This is a genomic window from Ferrimonas balearica (genome assembly GCF_019802085.1).
Lineage (GTDB): Bacteria > Pseudomonadota > Gammaproteobacteria > Enterobacterales > Shewanellaceae > Ferrimonas > Ferrimonas balearica_B.
The window spans coordinates 1,592,281-1,615,821 of the sequence record NZ_JAHVHV010000001.1 but is presented as its reverse complement, the minus strand read 5'-3'; the positions used below and the strand labels follow the sequence as shown (position 1 = coordinate 1,615,821).

25 protein-coding genes and 6 tRNA genes are annotated in these 23,541 nt (G+C 62.3%); 28 read left to right on the top strand and 3 right to left on the bottom strand.

The genetic code is table 11. The features are described 5' to 3' along the window. The first annotated feature begins 11 nt into the window (after positions 1 to 11). The 28 genes from flgL to KUV81_RS07435 all read left to right on the top strand — a co-directional run bounded on the left by flgL (position 12) and on the right by KUV81_RS07435 (position 20,548). Positions 12 to 926, top strand: coding sequence for a flagellar hook-associated protein FlgL (gene flgL / locus KUV81_RS07570; RefSeq protein WP_222543210.1), 915 nt, complete (start codon positions 12 to 14; stop codon positions 924 to 926). Between the two features lie 10 nt (positions 927 to 936). Next, complete coding sequence (locus tag KUV81_RS07565; RefSeq protein WP_222543209.1) at positions 937 to 1,953, top strand: hypothetical protein; 1,017 nt, start codon at positions 937 to 939, stop codon at positions 1,951 to 1,953. A gap of 290 nt (positions 1,954 to 2,243) precedes the next feature. Further along, positions 2,244 to 3,050, top strand: coding sequence for a flagellin (locus KUV81_RS07560; protein ID WP_222543208.1), 807 nt, complete (start codon positions 2,244 to 2,246; stop codon positions 3,048 to 3,050). A gap of 467 nt (positions 3,051 to 3,517) precedes the next feature. Next, positions 3,518 to 4,843, top strand: a complete 1,326-nt coding sequence (gene fliD / locus KUV81_RS07555; RefSeq protein WP_222543207.1) for a flagellar filament capping protein FliD — start codon at positions 3,518 to 3,520, stop codon at positions 4,841 to 4,843. 24 nt (positions 4,844 to 4,867) lie between these two features. Beyond that, complete coding sequence (gene fliS / locus KUV81_RS07550) at positions 4,868 to 5,248, top strand: flagellar export chaperone FliS (protein WP_222543206.1); 381 nt, start codon at positions 4,868 to 4,870, stop codon at positions 5,246 to 5,248. After that, positions 5,217 to 5,570, top strand: a complete 354-nt coding sequence (locus tag KUV81_RS07545) for a hypothetical protein (RefSeq protein WP_222543205.1) — start codon at positions 5,217 to 5,219, stop codon at positions 5,568 to 5,570. The genes fliS and KUV81_RS07545 overlap by 32 nt, the downstream gene beginning before the upstream one ends. A gap of 1 nt (position 5,571) precedes the next feature. Next, positions 5,572 to 6,567 carry a flagellar hook-length control protein FliK gene (locus KUV81_RS19855; protein ID WP_222543204.1) on the top strand — a complete coding sequence of 332 codons (996 nt, stop codon included), beginning with the start codon at positions 5,572 to 5,574 and terminating at the stop codon, positions 6,565 to 6,567. Between the two features lie 14 nt (positions 6,568 to 6,581). After that, the gene (gene fliL, locus KUV81_RS07535) at positions 6,582 to 7,037 is read left to right on the top strand and encodes a flagellar basal body-associated protein FliL (RefSeq protein WP_222543203.1); all 456 of its coding nucleotides are present in this window, start codon (positions 6,582 to 6,584) and stop codon (positions 7,035 to 7,037) included. Between the two features lie 9 nt (positions 7,038 to 7,046). Further along, the gene (locus KUV81_RS07530) at positions 7,047 to 7,775 is read left to right on the top strand and encodes an RNA polymerase sigma factor FliA (RefSeq protein ID WP_261389219.1); all 729 of its coding nucleotides are present in this window, start codon (positions 7,047 to 7,049) and stop codon (positions 7,773 to 7,775) included. 9 nt (positions 7,776 to 7,784) lie between these two features. Continuing rightward, positions 7,785 to 8,642 carry a flagellar motor stator protein MotA gene (motA, locus tag KUV81_RS07525; protein WP_222543202.1) on the top strand — a complete coding sequence of 286 codons (858 nt, stop codon included), beginning with the start codon at positions 7,785 to 7,787 and terminating at the stop codon, positions 8,640 to 8,642. Continuing rightward, the gene (locus KUV81_RS07520; protein ID WP_222543201.1) at positions 8,642 to 9,622 is read left to right on the top strand and encodes a flagellar motor protein MotB; all 981 of its coding nucleotides are present in this window, start codon (positions 8,642 to 8,644) and stop codon (positions 9,620 to 9,622) included. Before motA ends, KUV81_RS07520 begins: the two co-directional genes overlap by 1 nt. Before the next feature lie 2 nt (positions 9,623 to 9,624). Next, entirely contained in the window at positions 9,625 to 10,020 is a 396-nt protein-coding gene (locus tag KUV81_RS07515; RefSeq protein ID WP_222543200.1) for a PilZ domain-containing protein, read from the top strand. A 9-nt stretch (positions 10,021 to 10,029) separates the two neighbouring features. After that, positions 10,030 to 10,314, top strand: coding sequence for a hypothetical protein (locus KUV81_RS07510; protein ID WP_222543199.1), 285 nt, complete (start codon positions 10,030 to 10,032; stop codon positions 10,312 to 10,314). A gap of 547 nt (positions 10,315 to 10,861) precedes the next feature. Continuing rightward, positions 10,862 to 12,988, top strand: a complete 2,127-nt coding sequence (locus KUV81_RS07505) for a prolyl oligopeptidase family serine peptidase (protein WP_261389218.1) — start codon at positions 10,862 to 10,864, stop codon at positions 12,986 to 12,988. Positions 12,989 to 13,157: 169 nt separating this feature from the next. Beyond that, positions 13,158 to 13,577, top strand: a complete 420-nt coding sequence (ybgC, locus tag KUV81_RS07500; RefSeq protein ID WP_222543198.1) for a tol-pal system-associated acyl-CoA thioesterase — start codon at positions 13,158 to 13,160, stop codon at positions 13,575 to 13,577. Further along, positions 13,567 to 14,259 (top strand): protein TolQ, encoded by a 693-nt coding sequence (gene tolQ, locus KUV81_RS07495; RefSeq protein ID WP_222543197.1) that lies wholly within the window; start codon positions 13,567 to 13,569, stop codon positions 14,257 to 14,259. The genes ybgC and tolQ overlap by 11 nt, the downstream gene beginning before the upstream one ends. Further along, positions 14,256 to 14,687 (top strand): protein TolR, encoded by a 432-nt coding sequence (gene tolR / locus KUV81_RS07490; protein WP_222543196.1) that lies wholly within the window; start codon positions 14,256 to 14,258, stop codon positions 14,685 to 14,687. The genes tolQ and tolR overlap by 4 nt, the downstream gene beginning before the upstream one ends. After that, positions 14,680 to 15,606: a cell envelope integrity protein TolA gene (tolA, locus tag KUV81_RS07485; protein ID WP_222543195.1), complete on the top strand. Its 927-nt coding sequence runs from the start codon at positions 14,680 to 14,682 to the stop codon at positions 15,604 to 15,606. Before tolR ends, tolA begins: the two co-directional genes overlap by 8 nt. Positions 15,607 to 15,610: 4 nt before the next feature. Next, positions 15,611 to 16,978, top strand: a complete 1,368-nt coding sequence (gene tolB / locus KUV81_RS07480) for a Tol-Pal system beta propeller repeat protein TolB (protein ID WP_222543194.1) — start codon at positions 15,611 to 15,613, stop codon at positions 16,976 to 16,978. Between the two features lie 34 nt (positions 16,979 to 17,012). Further along, a complete protein-coding gene (pal, locus tag KUV81_RS07475; RefSeq protein WP_222543193.1) occupies positions 17,013 to 17,540 on the top strand; it encodes a peptidoglycan-associated lipoprotein Pal in 528 nt (175 codons plus the stop codon). 15 nt (positions 17,541 to 17,555) lie between these two features. Continuing rightward, positions 17,556 to 18,287 carry a tol-pal system protein YbgF gene (gene ybgF / locus KUV81_RS07470; RefSeq protein WP_222543192.1) on the top strand — a complete coding sequence of 244 codons (732 nt, stop codon included), beginning with the start codon at positions 17,556 to 17,558 and terminating at the stop codon, positions 18,285 to 18,287. A gap of 177 nt (positions 18,288 to 18,464) precedes the next feature. Then, positions 18,465 to 18,540, top strand: a tRNA-Lys gene (locus KUV81_RS07465). Positions 18,541 to 18,573: 33 nt separating this feature from the next. After that, positions 18,574 to 18,649, top strand: a tRNA-Lys gene (locus KUV81_RS07460). A gap of 32 nt (positions 18,650 to 18,681) precedes the next feature. Beyond that, a tRNA-Lys gene (locus KUV81_RS07455) sits at positions 18,682 to 18,757 on the top strand. Positions 18,758 to 18,791: 34 nt separating this feature from the next. Beyond that, positions 18,792 to 18,867 (top strand) — tRNA-Lys (locus tag KUV81_RS07450). Between the two features lie 34 nt (positions 18,868 to 18,901). Then, positions 18,902 to 18,977 (top strand) — tRNA-Lys (locus tag KUV81_RS07445). 34 nt (positions 18,978 to 19,011) lie between these two features. After that, positions 19,012 to 19,087: transfer RNA gene (locus tag KUV81_RS07440), tRNA-Lys, on the top strand. 312 nt (positions 19,088 to 19,399) lie between these two features. Beyond that, complete coding sequence (locus KUV81_RS07435; RefSeq protein ID WP_222543191.1) at positions 19,400 to 20,548, top strand: DcaP family trimeric outer membrane transporter; 1,149 nt, start codon at positions 19,400 to 19,402, stop codon at positions 20,546 to 20,548. Positions 20,549 to 20,595: 47 nt separating this feature from the next. Here KUV81_RS07435 and KUV81_RS07430 read toward each other — a convergent pair whose 3' ends face one another. From KUV81_RS07430 to KUV81_RS07420, 3 genes are all read right to left on the bottom strand, one after another. After that, positions 20,596 to 21,225 carry a MarC family protein gene (locus KUV81_RS07430; RefSeq protein WP_222543190.1) on the bottom strand — a complete coding sequence of 210 codons (630 nt, stop codon included), beginning with the start codon at positions 21,223 to 21,225 and terminating at the stop codon, positions 20,596 to 20,598. An 85-nt stretch (positions 21,226 to 21,310) separates the two neighbouring features. Next, the gene (locus tag KUV81_RS07425) at positions 21,311 to 21,574 is read right to left on the bottom strand and encodes a GrxA family glutaredoxin (RefSeq protein ID WP_222543189.1); all 264 of its coding nucleotides are present in this window, start codon (positions 21,572 to 21,574) and stop codon (positions 21,311 to 21,313) included. Positions 21,575 to 21,720: 146 nt separating this feature from the next. Further along, positions 21,721 to 23,463, bottom strand: a complete 1,743-nt coding sequence (locus KUV81_RS07420; RefSeq protein ID WP_222543188.1) for a DEAD/DEAH box helicase — start codon at positions 23,461 to 23,463, stop codon at positions 21,721 to 21,723. Positions 23,464 to 23,541 lie beyond the last annotated feature (78 nt).

Sequence of the window (23,541 nt, the reverse complement as noted above, 5' to 3'; positions counted from 1 at the left end):
GGAGAGAAGTGATGCGCGTTTCCATGCAACAGATGCACCGGTTAAACATCAACAGCATGCAGATGAACCAGGCCAACTACGGCAAGGTGATGCAACAGATGTCCACCGGCAAGCGGATCAACGTCCCTTCCGACGACCCCCTGGGCGCGGTACAGACCCTGAGCCTGCAGCGCGAGCAGGCCCAGCTGATCCAGTACATGGACAACATCTCCAGTCTGCGGATGAGCCTGAGCCGCTCCGAGTCCACTTTGGACAACATGAACAACGTCCTCTACCGGGTGCGGGATCTGACCCTGCAGGGCAACAACGGCGCCCTCAGTCACGAGGATCGCAAGGGGATCGCCGCCGAGCTTCGGGTGCTGCAGGACTCCCTGGTGGAGCACGTCAACACCCGGGATGAGAAGGGCAAGTACATCTTCTCCGGCAATGAAGTGGACACCGCGCCGGTGGCCCGGGACGCCAACGGCAACTGGGTCTACCAGGGGGATCTCAACCAGCGGGACGTCCCGGTGGGGGAGGGGAACTGGGTTAAGGGCAACGACACCGCCGGGGCGATCTTCTTCTCCGGGGCCGCCGACATCTTCAACGAGATGGACAACTGGATCGCCGTGCTGGAAGACCCCAACCTGGCCCCCGGGGACCCGGCCTTCGAGGCGGCGTTCAATGGCGCATTAACTGCTATCGACGGCACCATGGGGACCATCGGCCAGACCATGACCGAACTGGGTGGCCGTCAGCAGGCGATGGACCTGCTGGAGACCGCGCACCAGGACATCGGCATGTTCAACCAGGAACTCATTGGCGAGATTGAAGATCTCGATTACTCTGAGGCCAGCCTGGCGCTGGCCACCTACCTGATGGCCCTGCAGGCCACCCAGCAGAGTTACGTCAAGATCAACCAGCTCAGCCTGTTCAACCACCTCTAAGGAGTCCCCCATGGTCAGTGCCGTCTCCGATGCCCTGTCGGTACAACAGCGACGCCAGTCCCAGCCGGCGCAAGCCGGTGGCGTGCCGACCGAAGGGGGCCCGCGCAAGGCCACCAAGAAGGGCGTGGCCCTCCCCCAGTGGCGTACCGAGAGCTACCGTCGCTGGGCGGCGGTGGGCCAGGGGCAGCACCAGGTGGCGGCGGCCCAGACCGGGGCCCAGGTGCTGCGCCAGGCCAAGACTCAGCTGAGCCAACTTAAGCGCCAGGTGGACCTGGCCCTGAGAGATGGCGGTGGCAACGCCGCGGCCATGGGCCAGCTGCGTGACAAGGTGAGCGGCCTTAAGGCCCAGTACCGGGGGCAGACCCTGCTGGATCATCAGCTCAACCTGGTGCGGGGCGAGCAGGGGGCGGCGCCCCGCCACTACGCCATCAAGGGCGCCGATCTGGCGGCCAGCAAGCCCAGAGACGAGCGGCTAACCGCCCAGTTTGGCCAGCAGCGCAGCGAGTTCGTCCTGCCGGGCAACGTCGATAGCACCAAAGTGACCGATGCGCTCAAGCAGGGGTTGTCGGGGCTTGGCATCGAGGTGCGCCAGGGGGCCGACGGCCGACCTGTGCTGATGATTGCCAGCGATCAGCAGGCCAAGCTGGAGGGGGGGCTTTGGATGTCCGGCCAGGGCCAGCGCCTGCCCGCCGGAGACGGTGTGGCGGTGAAGACCCAGGAGGTTTACCCCTGGCAGGACCCGCGGGAGTGGCGATTCGACAGCCCGGAGCAGCTCAAGCAGGCCCAGGCGAAAATCCGCAAGACTCTCTCCAAGGTGGAAGCCCAGCTGGGGGAGCTGGAGTCCATCCAGGCCAAGGTGAGTCAGCGACTGGATAAAATTCGCCGTCACACCGGCACCGGCCAGGTGGACGAGTTGCTGCAGGATCTCAATCGCGATCTACAGCGCTCCCCCTTTGCCAGCCAGGTGGGGGCTCTGTTGGCCCAGGCCAACCTCTCCCGGGCCCAGGTCTCGGATCTGCTGAAGTAGCCAAGCGCTCGGTAGAAAAAACGCCGTCTCAGGACGGCGTTTTTTTGTGCCCGATTTCTGTCTAAATGGCACTGGCCGTGCTTGGGCGGGTTGAAGGAGCGACGGTGTCGAATCCGCTCTGTCCGGAGTGCACCGGGCCGAATGTACCCAGCTGCCTGGGACTGAAAGGCCAGATAAAGCCAATAAAAACAATAGACTGGAAAATATTTTGGCGGCTTGTTAAAGGAATCCACTGGCGTAGACGTTTTGAGATAGTGAGACAATTAACAGCACTTCACTGGAGGAATCCCATGCTGTCTATCCAAACCAACTACAACTCTCTGGTTGCTCAGAACTCCCTGGGTCGTTCCAACTCCGCCATGGGCACCGCCATGGAGCGCCTGTCCACCGGTTTCCGCATCAACTCTGCCAAGGACGATGCTGCCGGCCTGCAGATCGCCAACCGCATGGAAGCCCAGTCCCGCGGCATGTCTGTTGCCATGCGCAACGGTCAGGATGCCATCGGCATGATGCAGGTTGCCGAAGGCGCCCTGGACGAGGTGACCAACATCGCCTACCGCATGAAGGACCTGGCCACCCAGGCGGCGAACGGCACTAACGGCGCCAACGAGCTGGCTGCTCTGGACGCTGAGTACCAGGAACTGTCCGCTGAAGTTGACCGTATCGTCGCCAGCTCCGAATTTGCCGGCCAGAACGTATTCAACGCCTTTGCCGGCGGCGTGACCTTCCAAATCGGTGCCCTGAACGCTGGCCAGGATCAGCTGAACGTGACTGTTGACGCTACCGGCGTAGCCATTGGCGGTGACATCTCCACTCAAGCTGGTGCCCAAGCGGCCATCGATACCGCCATGGCGGCTCTGGATACCGTAAACGGTCACCGCGCCACCTTCGGTGCCAACATCAACCGCATCGAGCACACCATCAACAACCTGTCCAACATCGTGGAAAACACCGAAGCGGCCAAGGGCCGGATCATGGACACCGACTTCGCTGTTGAGACCGCCAACATGACCAAGAACCAGCTGTTGGTTCAGGCCGGCACCAACATCCTGGCCCAGTCCAACCAGATGGGCGGCCTGGTAATGGGTCTGCTGTAAGTCGCTACTGACGAGACCAAAAGGGGGCCATTCGGCCCCCTTTTTTATGGCCTCGATTCGGGGCCATATACGCGATGAGTCATCGGGCCGCCGCAGTGAATTGCGCCTTACCGCACCACTCTACCATCGAGCCAGGTCAACGCCTCTCAGGGCCGGTCTCAGCCATCTTAATGGCGCCATTCGGGCGTGCTCTGAGCCTCGGTATGCCTCACTGCACTCTCTCGGGTTAGGGGGCGCTTACTGCCCCGCAAGCGGGCCTTCAGGCCATTCAAGTTACCCCCCACTCGAGCCGCCTTTACTGGACAGAACCTGCGGTTATCCAGGCGGAAGAAGGAGTTCCTTCCCCCCGAATCAGACGGAAGTGTCGGCGCCGATAATCGAAAGCTCTATGTGCTAATGCACTGAATAGAAAAGATATTTCGATTTGGCATCAAGCTTGCTTGGATGCTGTTCCATTAGGAGAGAGTATGATCAGTTCCGGTATCAACCCCAGCGAAATGGCCTACATGCTGATGCAGGCGGAGCGGGCCCCAAAGGACCAGCTCTACAGCGTGCAGAAGGCCCAGTACGAAGCCCAGCTGGCGGCGTACAAGGCCATCGAGAGCAAGCTCAACAGCTTCAGCTCCAGCATGAAGGAGATCAGCGACGGCGCCTTCAGCCAGAAAGGGGTGGAGATCTCCGACGAGACCATCGCCAACATCACCGCCGGCAGCGACGCGGCCACCGGGGATTACGCGTTCTACGTCAAGCAACTGGCCAGCGCCCACCAGCTCTCCTGGGAGTTTGACTCCATCGACGGCCCCCTGCCCGCTGGCGACATCACCTTCAGCGTCGGCGGCGAGTCGATGACTCTCAATATGGCGGATTACGGCAACCTCAATGAGCTGCGTGACGCCATCAACAACTCCGAACTGAACCCCGGGGTGCAGGCTTCCCTGGTGCAAAGCGGGGACAAGGTGCACCTGGTGCTTACCGGCGCCGAAACCGGTGAGGGCAACGCCATCACCGTCGAGCACAACGGCACCGACATCACCAACACTCTTAACGAGATGTCCAAGGCCCAGGACGCCATTGTGCTGATGGGGGAGACCAACCCCATTGAGATCCGCAATTCGTCCAACACCCTGGATAACGTGATCTCCGGCCTCACCATCGAACTTAAGCAGGCCCACGCCACCGACGAGTCCGGCAACTTCATCGGTGGCCCCCTGCGGGTTTCCGTCGGTCAGGACAAGGAAGCGATCACCGAGTCGGTGCAGACCTTCATCGATGAGTACAACGCCCTTATCGATGAGATTGGCAAGTTCACCTTCGGCAAAAAGGTGGGGGGTGAGGACGATGAGGACAGCAGTGACGACGTGGGCGTGCTTTCCGGCGATGCGGCCCTTCGCAGCCTGAGTCAGCGCCTGCGCACCGAGCTCTACACCGAGTCCAGTGACGGCCTGCGCCTGTCCGACATCGGCATCGAGGTGACTCGCGATGGCAAGCTCAAGCTGGATACCGCCGAGTTCGAATCCGCCCTGGATACCCACGGCAACCAGGTACAGAACCTCTTCTCCGAGGAGGGCGGCCTGTTTGACCGTCTGGACACCACCCTGTCCACCTACACCGACAACGACGGTTACCTGAAAAACCGTCAGGACTCCATGGAGCAGAACATCCGCCGGGTGGAGGACCGCATGGAGCAACACGACATGCGAATGGAGCAGGTCTACAACCGCTACCTGTCCCAGTTTGTCCGGGTGGAACAGTTGACGCTGCAGATGCAGCAATCCGGCATGTACTTCTATTAAAACAACGACTAAGTCGAGAATCCGATGCTTACAGAACAATCCCCTTTCGATGCCTACAAGCACACCAACGTGGATGCCCGGGCCGCCGCTGCCAACCAGCACGAGCTGGTGCGGATGCTGCTCGATGGCCTATTGGACGAGCTGGCCCGCGCCGAGGGCCACCTGGAGGCCAAGCGGGTGGAGCACAAAGGGGCCAGCATCGGCAAGTGCCTCGACATCATTCACGGCCTGGACAGTGCGTTGGACATGGAGCAGGGCGGCGAGATCGCCCAGAACCTGCACCGCCTGTACGACTACTGCAGCCAGCAGCTGTTCCAGGCCAGCTTGAAGAACGACGCCACGTTGTTGAAACCCGTAGATAAGGTGATCCGCGATGTACGAGACGGCTGGCAAAACCTCAACTGAGGCGGGTGGGCCTTCGCTCAGCAGCGACGCCCTGCGTCGGCAGTGGAGCAAGCTGGCGGTGCTGCTCAAGGAGTGCGCCGAGAAGCAGGACTGGGACCAGCTGCGCAAGGTGGACATGGCGATGCGCCAGCGCCTTCAGCAGGCGGAGAAGACCGATGACCCCCGGGAGATCCAGGCCCGTCGCGCCCTGGCCGAAGCCCACCGGGAGGCGCTGCACCAGGTGGTGAGCGCCCAGGAGGATCTGGAGCAGCGGATGAAGAAGCTGCGCCAGGACAAAGAGGGCCTCAGCGCCTACGAACTGACCAAACTGAGTGGAGACTAGGGTGCAGATCACCGCGATGCAGGCCCCCCAGGGCAGGACGCCAACGGACCCCATCACCGGCCAACCTCTGGACGGTGAAGAGGGGCTCACAGAGGGCTTTGGTCAGCTGATGCCCCTGACGACAAGCCAACCCCAACCGGGTCAGCCGGTTCCGGTTCAGGCGGTAGCAACACTGCCCCAGCCGGGGCAGGAGGGCGGCAGTCGCTCGCAGCCGCTGGCGCCCATGGCCGCCACGGCCGAGGCGCAGGCCCTAAGCCAAGCCCAGGCCGTCGAAGGGCGGCCACCCCAGGTGTTACCGCGCCTCGAAGCTGGCGCACCCCAGAGTCCGCAGCAAGCTGCCCTGGCGACCCAGGCCGCAACGGTTGATGGGGTTCAGTCCACTCGCGTCACTTTGACCCCCGAGCCGATGGCGCGCCTGGGCAACACCGCTCTGCTCAATCCCGGACAGAGTCGGGTGGCCCTGGCCAGCGCCGAGGCGGTGGCGGAGCTGCGTCCTCTGGAGGCCCAGGGCAGCGCTACCCAGGCTCAGTTCCAGTTGAGCCAGCTGGCCAGCCCCACCAAACCCACCCACCAGTGGGGGCCGATGAGCCTGCCCAGCGAGCATCAGCACTGGGCCCGGGAGATGCTCAGCCCCCTGCGTGACCAGCTGCGCTTCCAGTTTGAGCAGCAGATCAAGTCTGCCGAGCTTCGGTTGGATCCGCCGGAACTGGGGCGCATCGAACTGAACGTGCGGATGGAGGGCGAGCGCCTGGTGGTCCAGCTCAATGCCGCCAACCCGACGGTGCGTGAAGCCCTGCAAAGCGGCGCCGAACGCCTGCGGGATGAATTGGGCCAGCACCACGGCGGCAGCGTCGACGTGGAGGTGGGCCAGGAGGGGGAGGGCAAGCGCTCCCCCTACGAGGAGCGACGCGCTGAGGGGGTGACCCAAGTGGCCGCCGCCGCAATCGGCCCGGTCGAGGCCGAGAACCATAACAACCTGATTGATGCCCTGGCCTAGGGCAGGAGAGTGATATGCAACCTCAAGGGACGAACCGCCGAGCCCTCTCTCGCAGCCTGGTGATCCTGATGGCCGCCTCCCTGGCGAGCTACTGGGCCGGCACCCAGACCGCCCAGTGGTGGCAGCCGGAGGATGCCCCCAGCTATGTGCAGGGCGCGGCCCATTTCCACAAGCTCGATCGCTTCGTCATCAGCGTGCCCGGTGAACAGTACCAGCACTACGTGCAACTGGAGCTGGCGATCAAGAGCCCCTCGGACAGCTTCGGCGAGGTGCTCAGCGACGCCGAACCCTTGGTGCGCAACGCCCTGATGCACCTGTTCTCCAAGAAGCAGTTCGAGGAGCTGAGTCAGCTTAAGGATCTCAATGGCTTGCAGGACGAGGTCAAAACCCTGCTGCGGGAGACCCTGACCAAGAACAGTTACCCCTCGGAGATCGACGAGGTGCTCTTCACTCGACTGGTTGTGCAATAAGGACGGGCCATGCTGCAAACCGAACACGCCTATCAGGAGCCGGTGTCACCGCCGGCGGCCCGGGCACACGACGAAAGCCACTACCTGCGCCAGTATCTGCCCCTGGTGAAGCGGGCCATGGGGCAGCTGCGCAGTCACTGCGGGCCCATGATGGGGCCGGAGGACATGGAGCAGATCGGCCTGATGGCCCTGCTTGATGCCTTGCGCCGCTACCCCGGAGAGCCGGACAACGGCTTTATCGCCTTCGCCGGCATGCGGGTGCGGGGCGCGATCCTCGACGAGCTGCGTCGCCAGGACTGGCGGCCCCGACAACTGCGCCAGCAATCTCACGAGCTCAACGACACCGTGCGTCGACTGACCCGGGAGCTGGGGCGTCCCCCCCAGGACAACGAAGTGGCCAATGCGCTGGATCTCTCCATCGAGCAGTACCGGGAGCGATTGTACGCCAGTCAGGCGGAGTCCCTGCAGAGCCTCGATGAACTGCTCGGGGCGGGTGGCGCCTTCGAACATGAGGGCAACGAGACCGAGCGCTTCCAGAAGGAGCGCACCCTGGCCACGGCCCTGGCCAAGCTCAACCAGCGGGAGCAGCTGGTGCTCTCCCTCTACTACCAACACGAACTGAACCTTAAAGAGATCGCCCTGACCCTGGGGCTGACCGAGTCCCGGATCTGCCAGCTGCACAAGCATGCGGTGAAGCAGCTCAAGGCGATCTACCAGGATTGGGAACGAGACCAGTAAGGAAACCCCATGCTCAAGTTTTTCGGCCTCATCATTGTTGTGGCATCGGTGTTTGGCGGCTTTGTACTGGCCAGCGGGCACCTGCCGGCCCTGTGGCAGCCGGCGGAGATCATCATCGTTCTCGGGGCCGCCATCGGCGCCTACATCATCTCCAACCCCTCTTCGGTGCTCAAAGACACCCTGGGCCAGCTTCGGGAGATCGTCTCCAGTGAGAAGGAGGACCCCGAACTCTACCCCCAGCTGTTTGGCCTGATGAACACCCTGATGGTGCAAATCCAGCTCAACGGCCTCAAGATCCTGGACGAACACATCGAGAAGCCGTTCGAAAGCTCCATCTTCCTGACCTACCCCTCGGTGCTGCGCCAGCCGATGCTGCTCAACTTCCTGGTGGACAACCTGCGCCTGCAATCCATGGGCAAGCTTCAGGCCCACGAGTTCCAGCACCTGATGGAGGAGGAGATCCACCGCCTGCAGGTGGACCGCATGCGCCCCTCCCACGCCATGCACCGTACCGGTGAGGCACTGCCCGGGTTCGGGATCCTGGCGGCGGTGATGGGGATCATCATCACCATGGGCGCCATCGATGGCCCCCTGACCATGATTGGCGTGCACGTGGCCGCAGCCCTGGTGGGCACCTTTATGGGGGTGTTTGCCTGTTACTGCCTGTTTGAGCCGGCAGCCTCCGCCATGCACCATCTGATCGACCGCAAGATCGCCCAGTTGCAGTGTGCCAAGGCAATCCTGGTGGCCCAGCTCTCCGGCAAGCAGCCGTTGCTGGCCCTGGACGCCGGCCGCCGGATGATCCAGGAGGAGAACCGGCCGACCTTCCTGCAACTGGAGCGCTACCTGGCTGAGGAGCAGCAGTAATGACCCTGGGTAAGGAAACCGTGGTGTTTCGCAGCCGACCGACCAGTGCGCCGCCGGCCAAGACCAGCGGCGCCTGGAAAGTGGCGTTCGCCGACTTTACCCTGGCGATGATGGCCCTGTTCCTGGTGCTCTGGCTGGTGCAGGTGGCGGATCAGCAGGAGCGGGCCTCCATCGTTCACGCCCTGACCGGCGAGAACGTGCTGGACGATCCCAGCGAGAGCCGGGACACCAGTCGGCCCCACATCCTGGATCTGGACGGCAGCCTCTCCATCAACGAAGCGGTGATGCCCGCCAAGGGCACCGGGGTGGACCGTGCCGGTCCGGCGATGGTCAATCAGATCCCCAAGGGGGACCGCGGTGCCGCGGCGGGGCAGGGCGACAGCCTGACCAGCTTGCTGCCGGGGCCGGTGGAAACCCAGGCCCAGCTGGAGGTGTTGGCCCGCGAGGTGGAGCGGGTGATCAGCCAGTCGGACATCGCCGATAACGTGGCGGTCCAGGTGGTGCCCCAGGGGCTTAAGATCCTGATCCGCGACAACCTCAAGCAGTTCATGTTTGCCCGGGGCAGCAGTCGCATGACCCCCTATTTCGAAGATTTGATGTTTGCCCTGGCGCCCCTTCTTTACCAGGTGAAAAACCCCCTTATGGTGTCCGGTCATACCGACTCGACCAACTTCAGCAGTCGAGAGAACAGCAACTGGGAGCTCTCCAGCCAGCGGGCCCTGGAGGCACGCCGGGCCCTGGAGTACGGTGGCGTCGGCCGTCACCAGTTCTTCAAAGTGGTGGGCATGGCCGACCAGGTGCCGGTGGAGCCCGAGGATCCGCGCTCCAGCGCCAACCGGCGCATTGAGCTGATGATCCTCACCACCCGGGCGGAGCAGGACCTGCGGGGACTGTTCGGCGTGCACTCCGGCCAGAGCGTGCCCCTGGCCGCCGAGGAAGCCCAGGCGAACCAGCCCCGCGGCCGTTACGACGGGGAGTGAGCATGAGCGATCAACCGACGGAACTGGAACTGGAAGAGAAAAACCGCCGGGAGCACCCCAGGTTCACCCTGAGGGAGGATCCCAGCCAGCCTTTGCCCCTGGCCTGCGACGGGATCTCAGCCCGCCTGGTGCGTCGCCATTGGCTGCGGGACAAGGTGCTGGGGCCCGGCTCGATGAAGGACGTCAGTGAAGGGGGATGCGGCCTGCTCAGTGCCGCCCCGATGTCACTGGGGGACAGCGTCCACCTGGAGCTGGGCGGGTTGTCGCTGCCCTGCAGGGTGGTGCGAAAATCCGCCATCAATGGCGCACTGCATTTCTACGGTTTGCGCTGGGAGCAGGTGGAGCAGGAACAGCTACTGGAACTCTTTGCGGCCATCAGCCGCTTAAAGAAGCGTTAAGGACACAGCGTGACGACATTTCAACGATACGGGCCGGACCGCCTGCAGAAATTCTTTCTCTACCTGATCGTTGGCGACTGGTTGCTGCTTGGCGGCATCGCCCTGTTCATCGATTCACTGAGCTTTGTGTATGGCAGCGCGCTGGCGCTGCTGATGGTGGGGTACAACGTGCTGCTGATGAAACTGTGCTTCTACCGCGCGCGCCGGGCCAGTGACGGCTACCTGCTCTACCCGGTGGTGTTCGCCGTGGTCGCCTCCTTCGTGCTGCTCGGCTACGTGTTTCTGTTTCAGTAACCGGGCGCCTTGAGACCAACGCACGCTTCGGCGTGCGTTTTTTGTTGGCCGCCGCGCAGGCAAAAAAAAACCCGCTGAAACTCAGCGGGTAAGATTGAATGCAATCAACAATCTAAGAAGGAAGTTAAGCAAAAGAACCAGGGAACATTGACGAAACTGCTTAATCTTCGTCAACGTCGGATTTGGGCGACTTTGCAGTCGGACTGTTCCGAAAACAGGGGCCATTTTAGGGACACGGTGCCCCACCATCAAACTAGAAAATTTCGATTTTAGACCTAAAAAAACTAATCCAAGGTTGGTGTGGGCTCAGCGCCGTATTGGGTCGGTAAAACCGAAGTCATACTGTCATTAATCCCATCGTGAAGCGATTTCATTCGAGATATTGCCCCTGGCCTGTTCGCTTTGTGTTCATTGCCCCATTGTGATCAGGGTTAAAAAATCTGTGTCATTCACATCGTGCCCAGTCGGCGGCGAGTTGATTGCGGCCATCGCACCTCGGTAGAGTGGCGGCAATTAACACAAAGACAACACAGGGAGCAGTATCACCATGCACAGTGTGATGACGCGCCGGACGCTGGCCGGGGCATTGATCTTTACCGGAGTCCTGGCCGGGTGCCAGGTGGCGCCGCCTTCGGCGCCGGTCAGCCCCACGGTGAACGTGGTGGACCAGTTGCACGGTCAGGCAGTGGCGGATCCCTACCGCTACCTGGAGGACCCGCAACACAGCGACACCCAGGTCTGGGTGGAGTCCCAGCGGCAGTTTGGTGAGGCGCAGCTGGCGGCCATCGACAACCGCGAGGTGATTGAAGCGCGGATCAGCGAGCTGTGGAACTACGAAAAAGTGGGCGCGCCCTGGTTCCGGGGCGATCGCGAGTTCTTCTTCCGCAACGACGGCCTGCAAAGCCAGTCGGTGCTCTACGTGGTGGACAAGCCCGGCACCGAGGCGCGGGTACTGCTGGACCCCAACACGCTCTCTGATGCCGGCACCGTGGCCTTGAGCGGCGTCTCGGTCAGCCCCGACGGCAACATTCTGGGGTACGGCCTGTCCGAGTCCGGTTCCGACTGGCAGCGCTGGCAGTTTGTCGACATCACCAGCGGTGAGACCCTGGGAGAGCCCCTGGAGTGGATCAAGTTCTCCACGCCGCAATGGGACAAAGCCGGGCAGGGGGTTTGGTACGCCCGCTACGACGCCCCCAAGGGGGGCAACAAGCTCGAGGAGGTGAACCACTTCCAGAAGCTCTACTACCACCGCATCGGCGATCCCCAGTCCAAGGATAAGCTGGTGTTTGAGCGTCCCGACCAGCCGGAGTGGGGTTTTGCTCCCCAGCTGTCCGACGACGGTCGCACCCTGGTGATCAGCGGCTGGCAGGGCACCGACCGACGCAACCGGGTGTTCTTCCTGGATCTGGACAGCGGCCAGGTCACCCCCCTGGTGGAGGAGCTCATTGCCGAGTTCAGCTTCCTGGGCAACGACGGTGACCGTTACTACTTCAAGACCGACCTGGATGCCCCCAATGGCCGCATCGTGGCCATCGACCGCCAGAAGCCCGAGCAATGGCAGACCCTGGTTGCCGAAAGCGACTACCCCATCGACAGCGTCAAGCTGGTGAACGACCAGTTCGTGGTGGTGCGCCTGAAAGATGTGCTGGCGAATGTAAGGGTGTACTCACTGAACGGCGAAGCCCGTCATGAGCTGGCGCTGCCCGGCGCCGGTCGAGTGGTGGGCCTGCAAGGGCGTCGCACCGATAAGAGCCTCTACTTCTCCTTCAACTCCACCATCCACCCGGCCGGGGTCTACCGATACGACTTCGACGGACCCCAGGTGGCTGCCCACCGACTGCCCCAGGTGGCCTTCGACCCGGAGCAGTACGTCTCCGAGCAGGTGTTCTACCAGAGCAAGGATGGCACTCGTGTGCCCATGCTCATCACCTACAAGAAGGGCCTGGAGAAGAACGGCGACAACCCCACCTTGCTGTACGCCTACGGCGGCTTCAACATCTCGGTGACCCCCCGTTTCTCGCCGGCCACCATCGCCTGGCTGGACATGGGCGGCGTCTACGCGGTGCCCAACCTGCGCGGCGGCGGTGAGTACGGCCTGCACTGGCACCAGGGCGGCATGCGGGACAACAAGCAGAACGTGTTTGATGACTACTACGCCGCGGCGGAGTACCTCATTGCCGAGGGCTACACCCGCAGCGAACGCATGGGGGCCTATGGCCGCTCCAACGGCGGTCTGCTGATGGGCGCTGCCCTGACCCAGCGTCCCGAGCTGTTTGCCGCCGTGTTGCCGGCGGTGGGGGTGCTGGACATGCTGCGCTACCACAAGTTCACCATCGGCTGGGCCTGGGTACCGGAGTACGGCAGCGCCGATGTGGCGGAGGATTTTGCCTTCCTGCGGGCCTACTCCCCCTACCACAACGTCACCGAACGGGCCTACCCGGCCACCATGGTGATGACCGCGGATCACGATGACCGCGTGGTGCCGGCTCACAGCTACAAGTTCACCGCAGCGATGCAGGCGGCGCAGACCGGCGAAGCGCCGATCTTCGCCCGCATCGAGCACAATGCCGGCCACGGCGCCGGTAAGCCCACGGCGATGCGCATCGCCGAGCAGCGGGACATCTACGCCTTCCTCTGGCACAGCTTCGGCCTCACCATTCCCGAGCGCCTCTAAGCCCAAAAGGGGGCGGTGACCCGTCAGGTCGCCGCCCCCTTTTTTCGTTTGAGTCACTGATGTGAAGGGATTTTTTCCCGAACAGGGCTCAAATGCTGCGCAAGCACGATCTCCGACCTCCCATCCCCCACCGGCCTCGGGTATAGTAGCCGGACAACACAACAACGCGATGTACATTGTGGGGAGCCAGGGATTTCACTGGCCGGTACGGGTGTATTACTCCGACACGGACGCCGGCGGCGTGGTCTATCACGCCAATTATTTGAACTTCTTCGAACACGCGCGGACTGAGATGCTACGTAGCCTTGGCTTCGAGCAGGATCGGCTGTTGGAGGAAAACCTGGTGTTTGCCGTACGGCAGATGACCCTGGATTTCGTCCTGCCGGCCCGCTTCAATCAGCGGCTCGAAGTGGTCACCCGGCTGACCAAGCTCGGTGGCGTCAGCCTCCAGTTTGAACAGCAGCTTCTGGACGAAGCGGGTGTGGTCTATTGCCAGGCCCAGGTAAAGATAGGCAGCCTGAGCGCCGACTCTTTTACACCACGTAAAATCCCCCAATCGATCAAACAGGAGTTAGCACGTGCCGGCTGAGATCTCGTTTATTGGCCTTTTTCTGGAAGCCAGCCTGCTGGTCAAGCTGGTGATGATTTTCCTTTTGCTGATGTCGGTGGCCGCCTGGACGGTGATCTTCCAGCGTCACGGGGCCCTTAAGGAGGCCCAGCGCCGCGCCCAGCGTTTCGAAGACCGTTTCTGGTCCGGGGTGGATCTCAATCACCTGTACCAGGAGCTCTCCGCCCGCGGCGACCAGAACACCGGCCTGGAGCTGATGTTCACCAACGGCTTCAAGGAGTACGCCCGCCTCTCCAAGTCCTCTCGCTCCGCCGAGGCGGTAATGGACGGCAGCTACCGGGCGATGCGGGTCTCCCTCTCCCGGGAAGTGGACAAGCTGGAGCAGCACCTGCCCATGCTGGCCACCATCGGCTCCACCAGCCCCTACATCGGCCTGTTTGGCACCGTGTGGGGGATCATGAACTCCTTTATCGCCCTGGGCAGCGTTCAGCACGCCACCCTCAACATGGTGGCCCCCGGCATCGCCGAGGCGCTGATCGCCACCGCCATGGGCCTCTTTGCCGCGATTCCGGCGGTGATCTTCTTCAACCGCTTCTCCACCCGGGTTGAGAAGCTGGAGAACAGCTACGCCAACTTCATGGAGGAGTTCTCCTCCATCCTGCATCGCCAGGCGTTCAGCCACAGCGGAGAGCGCAGCGCATGATGCACGGATACCAGCGTAAACGACGCCGCAAGGTGGCGGAGATCAACGTCGTTCCCTACATCGACGTGATGCTGGTGCTGTTGATCATCTTTATGGCCACCGCGCCGCTCATCACCCAGGGAGTGAAGGTGGACCTGCCCCAGGCCAGCGCCGAACCCATCGACGCCGACTCCAAGCCGCCGCTGGTGGCCTCGGTCAATGTCGAAGGGGAGTACTTCCTCGACAACGGTTCGGTGGATGAGAACACGCCGCTGCAACTGGATGAGCTGGCCGCCCTGGTGGCCGCGGAACTGCAGGTCAACCCGGACCGGCCGGTGGTGGTGAACGGCGACCGCAACGTCTCCTACAACCAGATAGTGCAACTGATGGTGAGCCTGCAGAGCGCGGGCGTGCCCTCCGTCGGATTGATGACCGAACCCAATGAGTAAGAAAGGAAACGAAGCGGCCCGTCCGCTGGGCCTGCCCCTGACCATCTCGGTGATCCTCCACGCCGGCCTGCTGGGCCTGCTGGCGGTCAGTGTCGACTTCTCCAGTAAGCCCAAGCCCCAGCCTCAGGGGATCGCGCCGGTGGTGGAAGCCGTGGCGGTGGACAAGGCCCAGGTGGAGCAACACGTCGAACGGATCCGTGCCCAGGAAGCGGCGGCCCGGGAGGCGGAGCGTCAGCGCCAGGCGGATCTGGAGCGTCAGGCCAAGGAGGCGGAGCGCAAACGTCAGGCGGAGCAGGAACGCCTGCGCAAGTTGGAGCAGGAGCGTCAGCAGCGCCAGGCGGACATCCAAAAAGCGGAAGAGGCCGCCAAGCAGGCCAAGATCAAGCAGCAACAGGAAGAGGAGCGCGCCCGCCAGGCCGCGGAGCAGCGCGCCCGCGAAGAGCAGGCCCGCCAGGAAGCCGAGCGCAAGCGCAAAGCCGAGGAGGAGGCCGCCCGCAAGGCGGAAGCCGAGCGTAAGCGCAAGGAGGAGGAGCGCAAGCGCCGTGAGGCCGAAGAAGCGGCTCGCAAGGCCCGGGAAGCGGACCTGGCCGCCCAGATGGCGGCGGAGCAGGAGCAGTTGGCGGCGGCCCGTCAGCAGCAGGTGCTCAGTGAGGTGGACCGCTACTCGGTGCTGATCCAGCAGGCGATCAAGCGCAACCTGCGGGAAGATCGCAGCATGCGGGGCAAGGAGTGTCGGGTGCGGCTCTCACTGGCCCCGGACGGCTTCGTCATCAGCCAGCGGGTGGTGAGCGGTGATCCCCAGGTGTGCCGTGCCACCGAAGCGGCCATTCGCGCCGCCGGTAACCTGCCGGTCTCCCCGGAGCCGGACGTGTACCAGCAGATGAAAGATTTGACCATCACCTTTAAACCGGATTTGTAAGGACATGAGAAACAACTGGATTCGCAGAACCCTTCAGGGCGCTCTGGCCCTGGTGCTGTTGGCGGCCATGCCCGCCCGTGCCACCTTGGAGATCGTGATCACCGAAGGGGTGAACGCCGCCCGTCCGGTGGTCGTGGTGCCCTTTGTCTGGGAGGGGCAGGGCCCCATCCCGGAGCAGATCAGCGACGTGGTCACCTCGGACCTGCGCCGCTCCGGCAGCTTCAATCCGCTGCCGGTCGAAACGCTGCCCGCCACCGGAATCAGCGAAGAAGCGCAGATGGATCTGGAAGCCTGGATCGCCACCGGCGCCGAAGCCGTGGTGGTGGGCAAGATCAGTCAGCAGGGGGCGGACCAGTACCGGGTCAGTTTCGAGCTGGTGGATCTCATCCGTGCCCAGGCCACCGGTGGGGACTCCCAGGGGTTTGATGGCAATGGTCTGGTGCAGACCAAGGACCACATCATCGAAGGCCGTGAGACGGTGATCCCCAAGGCGCAGTTCCGTCGCTACGGCCACCGTATCTCCGATCTGGTGTACGAGGCCCTGACCGGGGTCAAGGGCGCGTTTCTGACCAAGATCGCCTACGTCACCGTGGATGAGAGCGCCGCGCCGTTTAAGTTCCAATTGCGGGTAGCCGACTATGATGGCTACAACGAGACGGTGCTGCTGCGCTCCCGCGAGCCGCTGATGTCCCCCTCCTGGTCACCGGACGGCCGCAAGCTGGCCTACGTGTCCTTCGAAAACCGCCGCTCCGAGATCTACATCCAGGATCTCTACACGCAGCAGCGGGAGCGGGTCACCAGCTACGCCGGGATCAACGGCTCACCGGTGTGGTCACCGGATGGCAAGAAGCTGGCGATGACCCTGTCCAAGGACGGCAGCTCGGAGATCTACGTGCTGGATCTGGCGACCCGTCAGTTGGACAGGATCACCAACCATTACGCCATCGACACCGAGCCGAGCTGGGCCCCGGACGGCGACTCGCTGGTGTTCACCTCAGAGCGGGGTGGTCGGCCTCAGATATATCGAGTATATTTGGAAACCGGTCGAATTCAGAGGCTTACATTCCGTGGTGAATGGAACCTCGGCGGTTCGATCACGCCGGACGGTCGATACCTGGTGATGGTCAATCGCACCAACGGCAGATTTAACATCGCGCGTATGGAGCTGAGCACCGGCTTCATGGACGTTCTCACCGAGACCTACCTCGATGAATCGCCCAGCGTGGCGCCCAACGGCAGCATGATCATTTATGGCACCACCCATAATGGTCGACAAGTTTTGGCTGCGGTCTCCATGGATGGCCGTTTTAAGGCACGACTGCCAGTGCAGGTGGGCAACGTAAAAGCCCCCGCCTGGTCGCCGTTCCTGTGAAGTATTTTTTAAAAAGTAAAATAGGATTCATCCGATGAAATTGAACCAAGTTCTTAAGGGTTTGCTGATTGCTGTTCCTGCTCTGGCACTGACCGCCTGTAGCTCCACCAGCGACACCGACGCCCAGTCCAGCACCAGCTCCAACCAGCAGCAGGTGGAGTCCGGTGTTCAGACCGGTGCCATCGATCAGGTGCAATCCCCGGAAGAGATCCAGCGTGAGAAGTACGAGCAGCTGCGCCAAGAGCACATCATCTACTTCGACTTCGATCGCAGCGACGTTCGTGGTGACTACGCCGAACTGCTGGAAGCCCACGCGGCCTTCCTGGTGGAAAGCCCCAGCACCAAGGTGCTGATCGAAGGTCACGCCGATGAGCGCGGCACCCCGGAGTACAACATCGCCCTGGGCGAGCGTCGTGCCAAGGCCGTTGAGCGTTACCTGCAGGGTCTGGGCGTGCTCTCCTCCCAGATCACCGTTGTGTCCTACGGCGAAGAGAAGCCGCTGGACAGCTCCGCCACCGAAGCGGCGCACGCCAAGAACCGTCGTGCCGTACTGGTGTACTAATCCGATAGGAAAGCCATGAAGCGAGTCGTATTACTTACGGCACTTCTATGCTGGGGGGCGCAGCCATTGGCTGCGCCCGCTCCCGTTGTAGACGCTGCCGCCAGCGGCCGCACTGGGGATCTCAATAGCCGGGTTGACCGGCTTGAGCGCCAGATGCAGGCCCGAAACCAGTCCCAACTGCAGCTCCAGCAGACGCTGGACCAGATGCAGCGGGAGATCAGCGAACTGCGTGGCCAGGCGGAAAACCAGGCTTACCAGATTGAGCAGATGCTGGAACGCCAGCGCCAGCTCTATCAGGACCTGGCCCGACTGCAAAGCGCCCCGCAAGGGCAGGTTCAGGCTCCTGCCAGCCGCGCCACCGGCGGTGCCGTCTCCTCCCTCTCGGAAGCGGACGCCTACACCCAGGCGCTCAATCTGGCCACCAAAGAGCGTCGCTTCGACGATGCCATTCCCGCCTTCCGCCAGTTCATCGAGCAGTACCCGCAGTCCAGCTATACTGCAAATGCGTATTACTGGCTGGGCCAGCTGCTGTACAACCAAGGGGAACTGGGCGAAGCGGCGCAGATGTTCGCCACCGTCGCCAATGACTACCCCAACTCCTCCAAACGGTCCGATTCCCTGCTCAAACAGGGGCTGATTGCGGATCGTCAGGGGGATAAGGCCACCGCCCAGCGCTTTTTCAAGCAAGTAATCAGCGAATACGGCGGCAGCAGCGCGGCTAAGATGGCCCAAAAGCATCTTAATTAACGGTAGCTAAGGGCTTATTTAGGCTGGATAAATTGGATTTTTTGACCGTTTTGGCGCTTTTGTGGGCAAGCGGCAAGAAAATCATAAAATCCGGTTGCATGGCCAAGCGAACTTGGTATTATAGCCGCCCGTCGACAGGGGGAGGGCGTTCAGCCTGACCAGGTCGGCATCCCGAGTGGGTCGTTAGCTCAGTTGGTAGAGCAGTTGGCTTTTAACCAATTGGTCGAAGGTTCGAATCCTTCACGACCCACCACTTTTTCGCTTCGCCGTTCGCGAGGCACCCAGTGGGTCGTTAGCTCAGTTGGTAGAGCAGTTGGCTTTTAACCAATTGGTCGAAGGTTCGAATCCTTCACGACCCACCATTTTTCGCTTCGCCGTCCGCGAGGCACCCAGTGGGTCGTTAGCTCAGTTGGTAGAGCAGTTGGCTTTTAACCAATTGGTCGAAGGTTCGAATCCTTCACGACCCACCACTTTTTCGCTTCGCTGTCCGCGAGGCACCCCAGTGGGTCGTTAGCTCAGTTGGTAGAGCAGTTGGCTTTTAACCAATTGGTCGAAGGTTCGAATCCTTCACGACCCACCACTTTTTCGCTTCGCTGTCCGCGAGGCACCCCAGTGGGTCGTTAGCTCAGTTGGTAGAGCAGTTGGCTTTTAACCAATTGGTCGAAGGTTCGAATCCTTCACGACCCACCACTTTTTCGCTTCGCCGTTCGCGAAGTACCCCAGTGGGTCGTTAGCTCAGTTGGTAGAGCAGTTGGCTTTTAACCAATTGGTCGAAGGTTCGAATCCTTCACGACCCACCATTTTCCTTCTCTCCTTCGTTTCGCTTTCCCTTTATTCCCGATATCCCGTGGCTCCCGACGAGCGTCGTCATCAAAATAGCGCCAAGTTGCGTCGCGAAATACCAAAAGCTAGGAATTCAAATTACTTAGCATTTGTTACTGATTTCGGTAAAAGTTCCGTCACATTCTTCGAATAGTGTTCGCTTTCTGTACTATGTTGTTTACAAGTAGCGCAGAAGTTCTTGTTCTGTTTTCGACTTTTTGCCAATACAGAGCTGGATGTGACTGCTAGATAGTACCTTCAGATCATAACGATGACAGGGAGAGATCTAGGTGAACACGTTCAAACTGCCCAAAACCGTACTGGCGCCGGTGGCTCTGGCCGTCTTGGCTGCCTCCCCGCTGGCCCAGGCCGACACCGAGTTCAAGTTCGGTGGTTACGTCAAAGCGGACCTCATGGTCAGCGACTACAGCAACGGCGCGCCGGGAGACAGTGACCTGTCACGCCAGTTCTACGTGCCCGGCACCATCTACGGTGATGACGACCGCGCCAGCACGGTCACCGACTTCCAGGCCCGGGAAACCCGCTTCAACTTCACCTCCACCAGTGATCTGGATGGCCACAAGCTGAAGTTTTTCCTGGAACTGGATTTCTTCACCCACTCCGATGGCAACCAGCGGGTCTCCAACAGCTACTCCCCCCGCCTGCGTCACGCCACCGTGACCTTCGACAACTGGACCGCGGGCCAGACCTGGTCCACCTTCCAAAACCCCGGTGCCCTGCCTGAAGCACTGGATTTTGTGGGGGCCGCTGAAGGGACGCCCTTTGTCCGCCAGGGCCTGATCCGCTACACCGCGGGCGGCTTCCAGGTGGCCATTGAGAACCCCAAAGCCACCTTCACCAATAGCAGCGGGGGCCGCGTCGAGTCTGACTCCAGCTACATCCCGGACTTTGTGGCCCGCTACAACTTCAAAGCGGGGGATTCGAGCTTCTCCATCGCCGGCCTGCTGCGTCAGCTGGAGATCGACGAAGACGGATTTGACGAGAGCGAGACCGGCTACGGCGTCTCCTTTGCCGGTGTAGTGCCGGTGTTCAACCGTGACATGCTGAAGTTCATGCTGAACTACGGTGACGGCGCCGGGCGCTACATCGCCTTGAACTTCGTCAACGGCGCAACCCTGGGAGACTCTGGTGGCGCGAGCACCATCTCCTCGGTGTCCGGCTTTGTCTCCTACCAGCACTGGTGGAGCGACCGTTGGCGCAGCAACATCACCGCCTCTGCCTTCGAAGCGGACAACCCCTCCCTGCTGGATGGCACCGCGGCCAACGAGACCTCCTACAGCGGCAACATCAACCTGCTGTACTCGCCGGTCAAACCGCTGACCATCGGCGCGGAATACCTCTACGCCAAGAACGAACGGGCCAACGGTACCGACGGCGAGCTGAACCGCTTTATGCTGTCGTTCAAGTACGCCCTGTAAGGCACCCGCACGAAAAAGGCCGGCGAATGCCGGCCTTTTTTATGGGATTAGCTTAAGGCGTGCAGTTGGGTGAAGTAGCTGTGGAGGCCGCTGAGCAGCTCGTTCATCGCCACCGAGGCGAGGATGAGGCCCATCACCCGGCTGATGATGGCGGCCCCGGCGGCGCCAATCACCCGCTGAATGGGGTTGGCCAACAGCAGAAGCAGCAGGGTGATGAGCAGCACCGTCAGCATGATGCCGGCGGTGATCGCCTGCTGGCTGAGGCCAAATCGGTCGTTGTCGGTCAGCAGGACGATGGCCAGCATGGCCCCGGGGGAGGCGATGGAGGGGATGGCCAGGGGGTAGACCGCCTTGTCCCACAGGTTTTCATCCTGCATCGCCATCTCGGAGTCGGGCTTGCTCTGGCCGAAGATCATGGTCAGGGCGAACAGCAGCAGCACCAGGCCGCCGGCCACCTGGAAGGCGGGCAGGGGCACCGCCATCGCCTCCAACAGCACCTGGCCGGCGATCAGGAAGAACATCAGGGTGAGCGCGGAGATCACGATCGCCTTGATGGCGACGCGACGCTGTTGCGATGCCGACATGCCCTGGGTTTGGGAGAGGAACACCGGGATGGAACCCACCGGGTCGATCACCGCCCAAAGTAAGACAAATTGCGTCAGCAGCAACTCCAGCATTCTTCACCCCCAGATAGTTTATAAGGCCCTTATTTTACAATAAAAAAAGCGGCCAGATGGCCGCTTTTTTCCGCTGTCGGACGCCTCAGGCGTACAGGCCGAGATTCTCTTTGGCGAAGGCCTCGAAGTCATCGCAGCCGCCTACGTGGGTCTGGTCAACGAAGATCTGCGGCACGGTCTGCACCGGCTTGCCAACGGTCTTCTCCAGATCTTCCTTGCTCACGCCCTCGGCGTGCATGTCCACGTAGCGGAACTTGAAGTCGTCGCGGGACTCTTGCAGGGACTCGGCGATCTGCTTGGCGCGGACGCAGTAGGGGCAGGCAGGGCGGCCAAAAATTACCACAAACATAGTGTTCTCCAATGCTGTTTTGCCGAGCCGTTATACCACAGTTCATCGGCGGATTCGGTGACCCCGTTTGGGTGGGGCGCAATAGTGTGATGGCGCTACTATGCCCGTCGCAGGGCGATTCGCCAAGTCGCAAAATCCGATTGGCGTTATCGACCGTCGGCGGCATCGGCGGTTCGATAGCGCCCCTGGTAGTCGAACAGGGTCTCGATGATGCGCCAGTAGCGCTTCTTCTCCCAGCGGGCGATGACAAAATCCGGGTGGCGGAACTTGTCCCGTTGCGCCAGCACCGCGTCGATGTCCGGCAGGCGCAGGGGCAGGCCGGGGCTGCGCAGATGCGCTCGGGCAAACTGGTGGTAGAAGGCGCCGCGCTGGGCCGGCGTGGCGTAGCCAAAGCGCCGGCTGAGGGTTTCGCCGTCCTCGTCGTGCCAGGTGATCGCCAGCTGGGGCTGACCGTCCTTGGCCTGGGTGCCCTCTATGGAGATCCCACTGCAGCGCAGCACCTTGTAATCCTTGAGGCGAAGCACCTCCGCCAGGCGCTTGTCCGGATCCGCCAGGGCCTTGCCACAGCCGCCACACTCCCGGGCGGCGATGTCGTTCTCCGCCAGGCAGTCCGGGCACTCTTTATAACGAAAGCGAAAGTCGCACTGGATGGGGCGGTCGGCCTCATCGACCCGATGGCCCTGGCAACGTCGGCCAAAGTGCTCCAGCAGCGCGCCCTCATTGTCGGTCTTGCCCCAGAAGGCGTTGTCGTGGCCGCACTTGGGGCAGGGCACGGTGACCGGGACAGTGTCCGGGTTGGGGCGTGGCTCGCCCACCTCCGGGGAGTAGAGGGAGTAGCCGTTGCCGGCATAATCCAGCACCAGGCAGTCGGACTTGCCCTCGGCCAGGCGCAACCCCCGCCCCACCATCTGCTGGAACAGGGCCACTGAGTCGGTGCGCCGCAGCAGGGCGATGAGATCCACGTGGGGGGCATCGAAGCCGGTGGTGAGCACCGCCACGTTGACCAGGAACTTGAGCTCCCGGGCCTTGAAGGCGTCGATCAGTGCCTGACGCTCCGCCTTGGGGGTGTCGGCGGTGAGCAGGGCGGATTGCGCTTTGGGCAGCAGGCTGAGCACCTCTTTGCCGTGGCGGACGCTGGCGGCGAACACCAGCACCCCCTGGCGGCTCTGGGCCTGCTCAATCAGCTGCTCACAAATCAGGGCGGTGGCCCGTCCGCGCAGCTCCGGACTCAGCTTGGGGGCCTCCCCCTCGTCGCAGAGCAGCCAGCTGGCCACCGCGCCGTCCACCATCTTGGGCGGGGTCAGGTAGCCCCCTTTGATGAGCTGGCCGATGGGCAGCTCATAGACGCACTCGTCGAAGGGCTTGGGCTCGGTGCTGCGCAGGGCGCCCTGGTAGTGGCGGCGGTAGATCCAGCCGCCGTCCAGCCGGTAGGGGGTGGCGGTCAGCCCCAGTACGCACAGCTGGGGGTTGGCCCCGCGCAAGGTGGCCAGCAGGCTCTGGTACTGGCTCTCCTCCTGCTGACCGATACGGTGGCACTCGTCGATGATGACGATGGAGTAGGGCTCGGTCAGCTGCTCCTGGGCCCGGGCCAGGGACTGGACGGAGGCGAACACCACCTTGGCGCTGATGTCCTTCTCCCCCAGGCCCGCCGAGTAGAGGGAGCTGGCCAGCCCGTAGGCGGCGAACTTCTCCCGGTTCTGGGCCACCAGCTCCTGGACGTGGGTCAGCACCAGCACCCGCCCCCGGGCCAGCCGGGCCAGCTCGGCGATCACCAGGCTCTTGCCGGCACCGGTGGGCAGCACCACCACCGCGGGGGTGCGTTTGCGTCGAAAGTGCTGGAGGACCGATTGCACGGCGTCCTGCTGGTAGGGGCGAAGGGTGTAGGTCATCAAGGCGGCTCTGGTTGTGGCCGGGCCATGGTAACAAAAACGCCCCGACAAGCGGGGCGTTTTTTGAAGCGAAACGGA

Coding starts and splice junctions, on each gene's coding strand:
- ybgF (WP_222543192.1), top strand. CDS start 17,556: ATGAAGCGAGTCGTATTACTTACGGCACTTCTATGCTGGGGGGCGCAG.
- KUV81_RS07530 (WP_261389219.1), top strand. CDS start 7,047: ATGCTGCAAACCGAACACGCCTATCAGGAGCCGGTGTCACCGCCGGCG.
- KUV81_RS07505 (WP_261389218.1), top strand. CDS start 10,862: ATGCACAGTGTGATGACGCGCCGGACGCTGGCCGGGGCATTGATCTTT.
- fliD (WP_222543207.1), top strand. CDS start 3,518: ATGATCAGTTCCGGTATCAACCCCAGCGAAATGGCCTACATGCTGATG.
- KUV81_RS07425 (WP_222543189.1), bottom strand. CDS start 21,574: ATGTTTGTGGTAATTTTTGGCCGCCCTGCCTGCCCCTACTGCGTCCGC.
- KUV81_RS07565 (WP_222543209.1), top strand. CDS start 937: ATGGTCAGTGCCGTCTCCGATGCCCTGTCGGTACAACAGCGACGCCAG.
- tolA (WP_222543195.1), top strand. CDS start 14,680: ATGAGTAAGAAAGGAAACGAAGCGGCCCGTCCGCTGGGCCTGCCCCTG.
- ybgC (WP_222543198.1), top strand. CDS start 13,158: ATGTACATTGTGGGGAGCCAGGGATTTCACTGGCCGGTACGGGTGTAT.
- KUV81_RS07420 (WP_222543188.1), bottom strand. CDS start 23,463: ATGACCTACACCCTTCGCCCCTACCAGCAGGACGCCGTGCAATCGGTC.
- pal (WP_222543193.1), top strand. CDS start 17,013: ATGAAATTGAACCAAGTTCTTAAGGGTTTGCTGATTGCTGTTCCTGCT.
- KUV81_RS07515 (WP_222543200.1), top strand. CDS start 9,625: ATGAGCGATCAACCGACGGAACTGGAACTGGAAGAGAAAAACCGCCGG.
- KUV81_RS07545 (WP_222543205.1), top strand. CDS start 5,217: ATGTACGAGACGGCTGGCAAAACCTCAACTGAGGCGGGTGGGCCTTCG.
- KUV81_RS07560 (WP_222543208.1), top strand. CDS start 2,244: ATGCTGTCTATCCAAACCAACTACAACTCTCTGGTTGCTCAGAACTCC.
- tolB (WP_222543194.1), top strand. CDS start 15,611: ATGAGAAACAACTGGATTCGCAGAACCCTTCAGGGCGCTCTGGCCCTG.
- KUV81_RS07520 (WP_222543201.1), top strand. CDS start 8,642: ATGACCCTGGGTAAGGAAACCGTGGTGTTTCGCAGCCGACCGACCAGT.
- fliS (WP_222543206.1), top strand. CDS start 4,868: ATGCTTACAGAACAATCCCCTTTCGATGCCTACAAGCACACCAACGTG.
- KUV81_RS07430 (WP_222543190.1), bottom strand. CDS start 21,225: ATGCTGGAGTTGCTGCTGACGCAATTTGTCTTACTTTGGGCGGTGATC.
- flgL (WP_222543210.1), top strand. CDS start 12: ATGCGCGTTTCCATGCAACAGATGCACCGGTTAAACATCAACAGCATG.
- fliL (WP_222543203.1), top strand. CDS start 6,582: ATGCAACCTCAAGGGACGAACCGCCGAGCCCTCTCTCGCAGCCTGGTG.
- motA (WP_222543202.1), top strand. CDS start 7,785: ATGCTCAAGTTTTTCGGCCTCATCATTGTTGTGGCATCGGTGTTTGGC.
- tolR (WP_222543196.1), top strand. CDS start 14,256: ATGATGCACGGATACCAGCGTAAACGACGCCGCAAGGTGGCGGAGATC.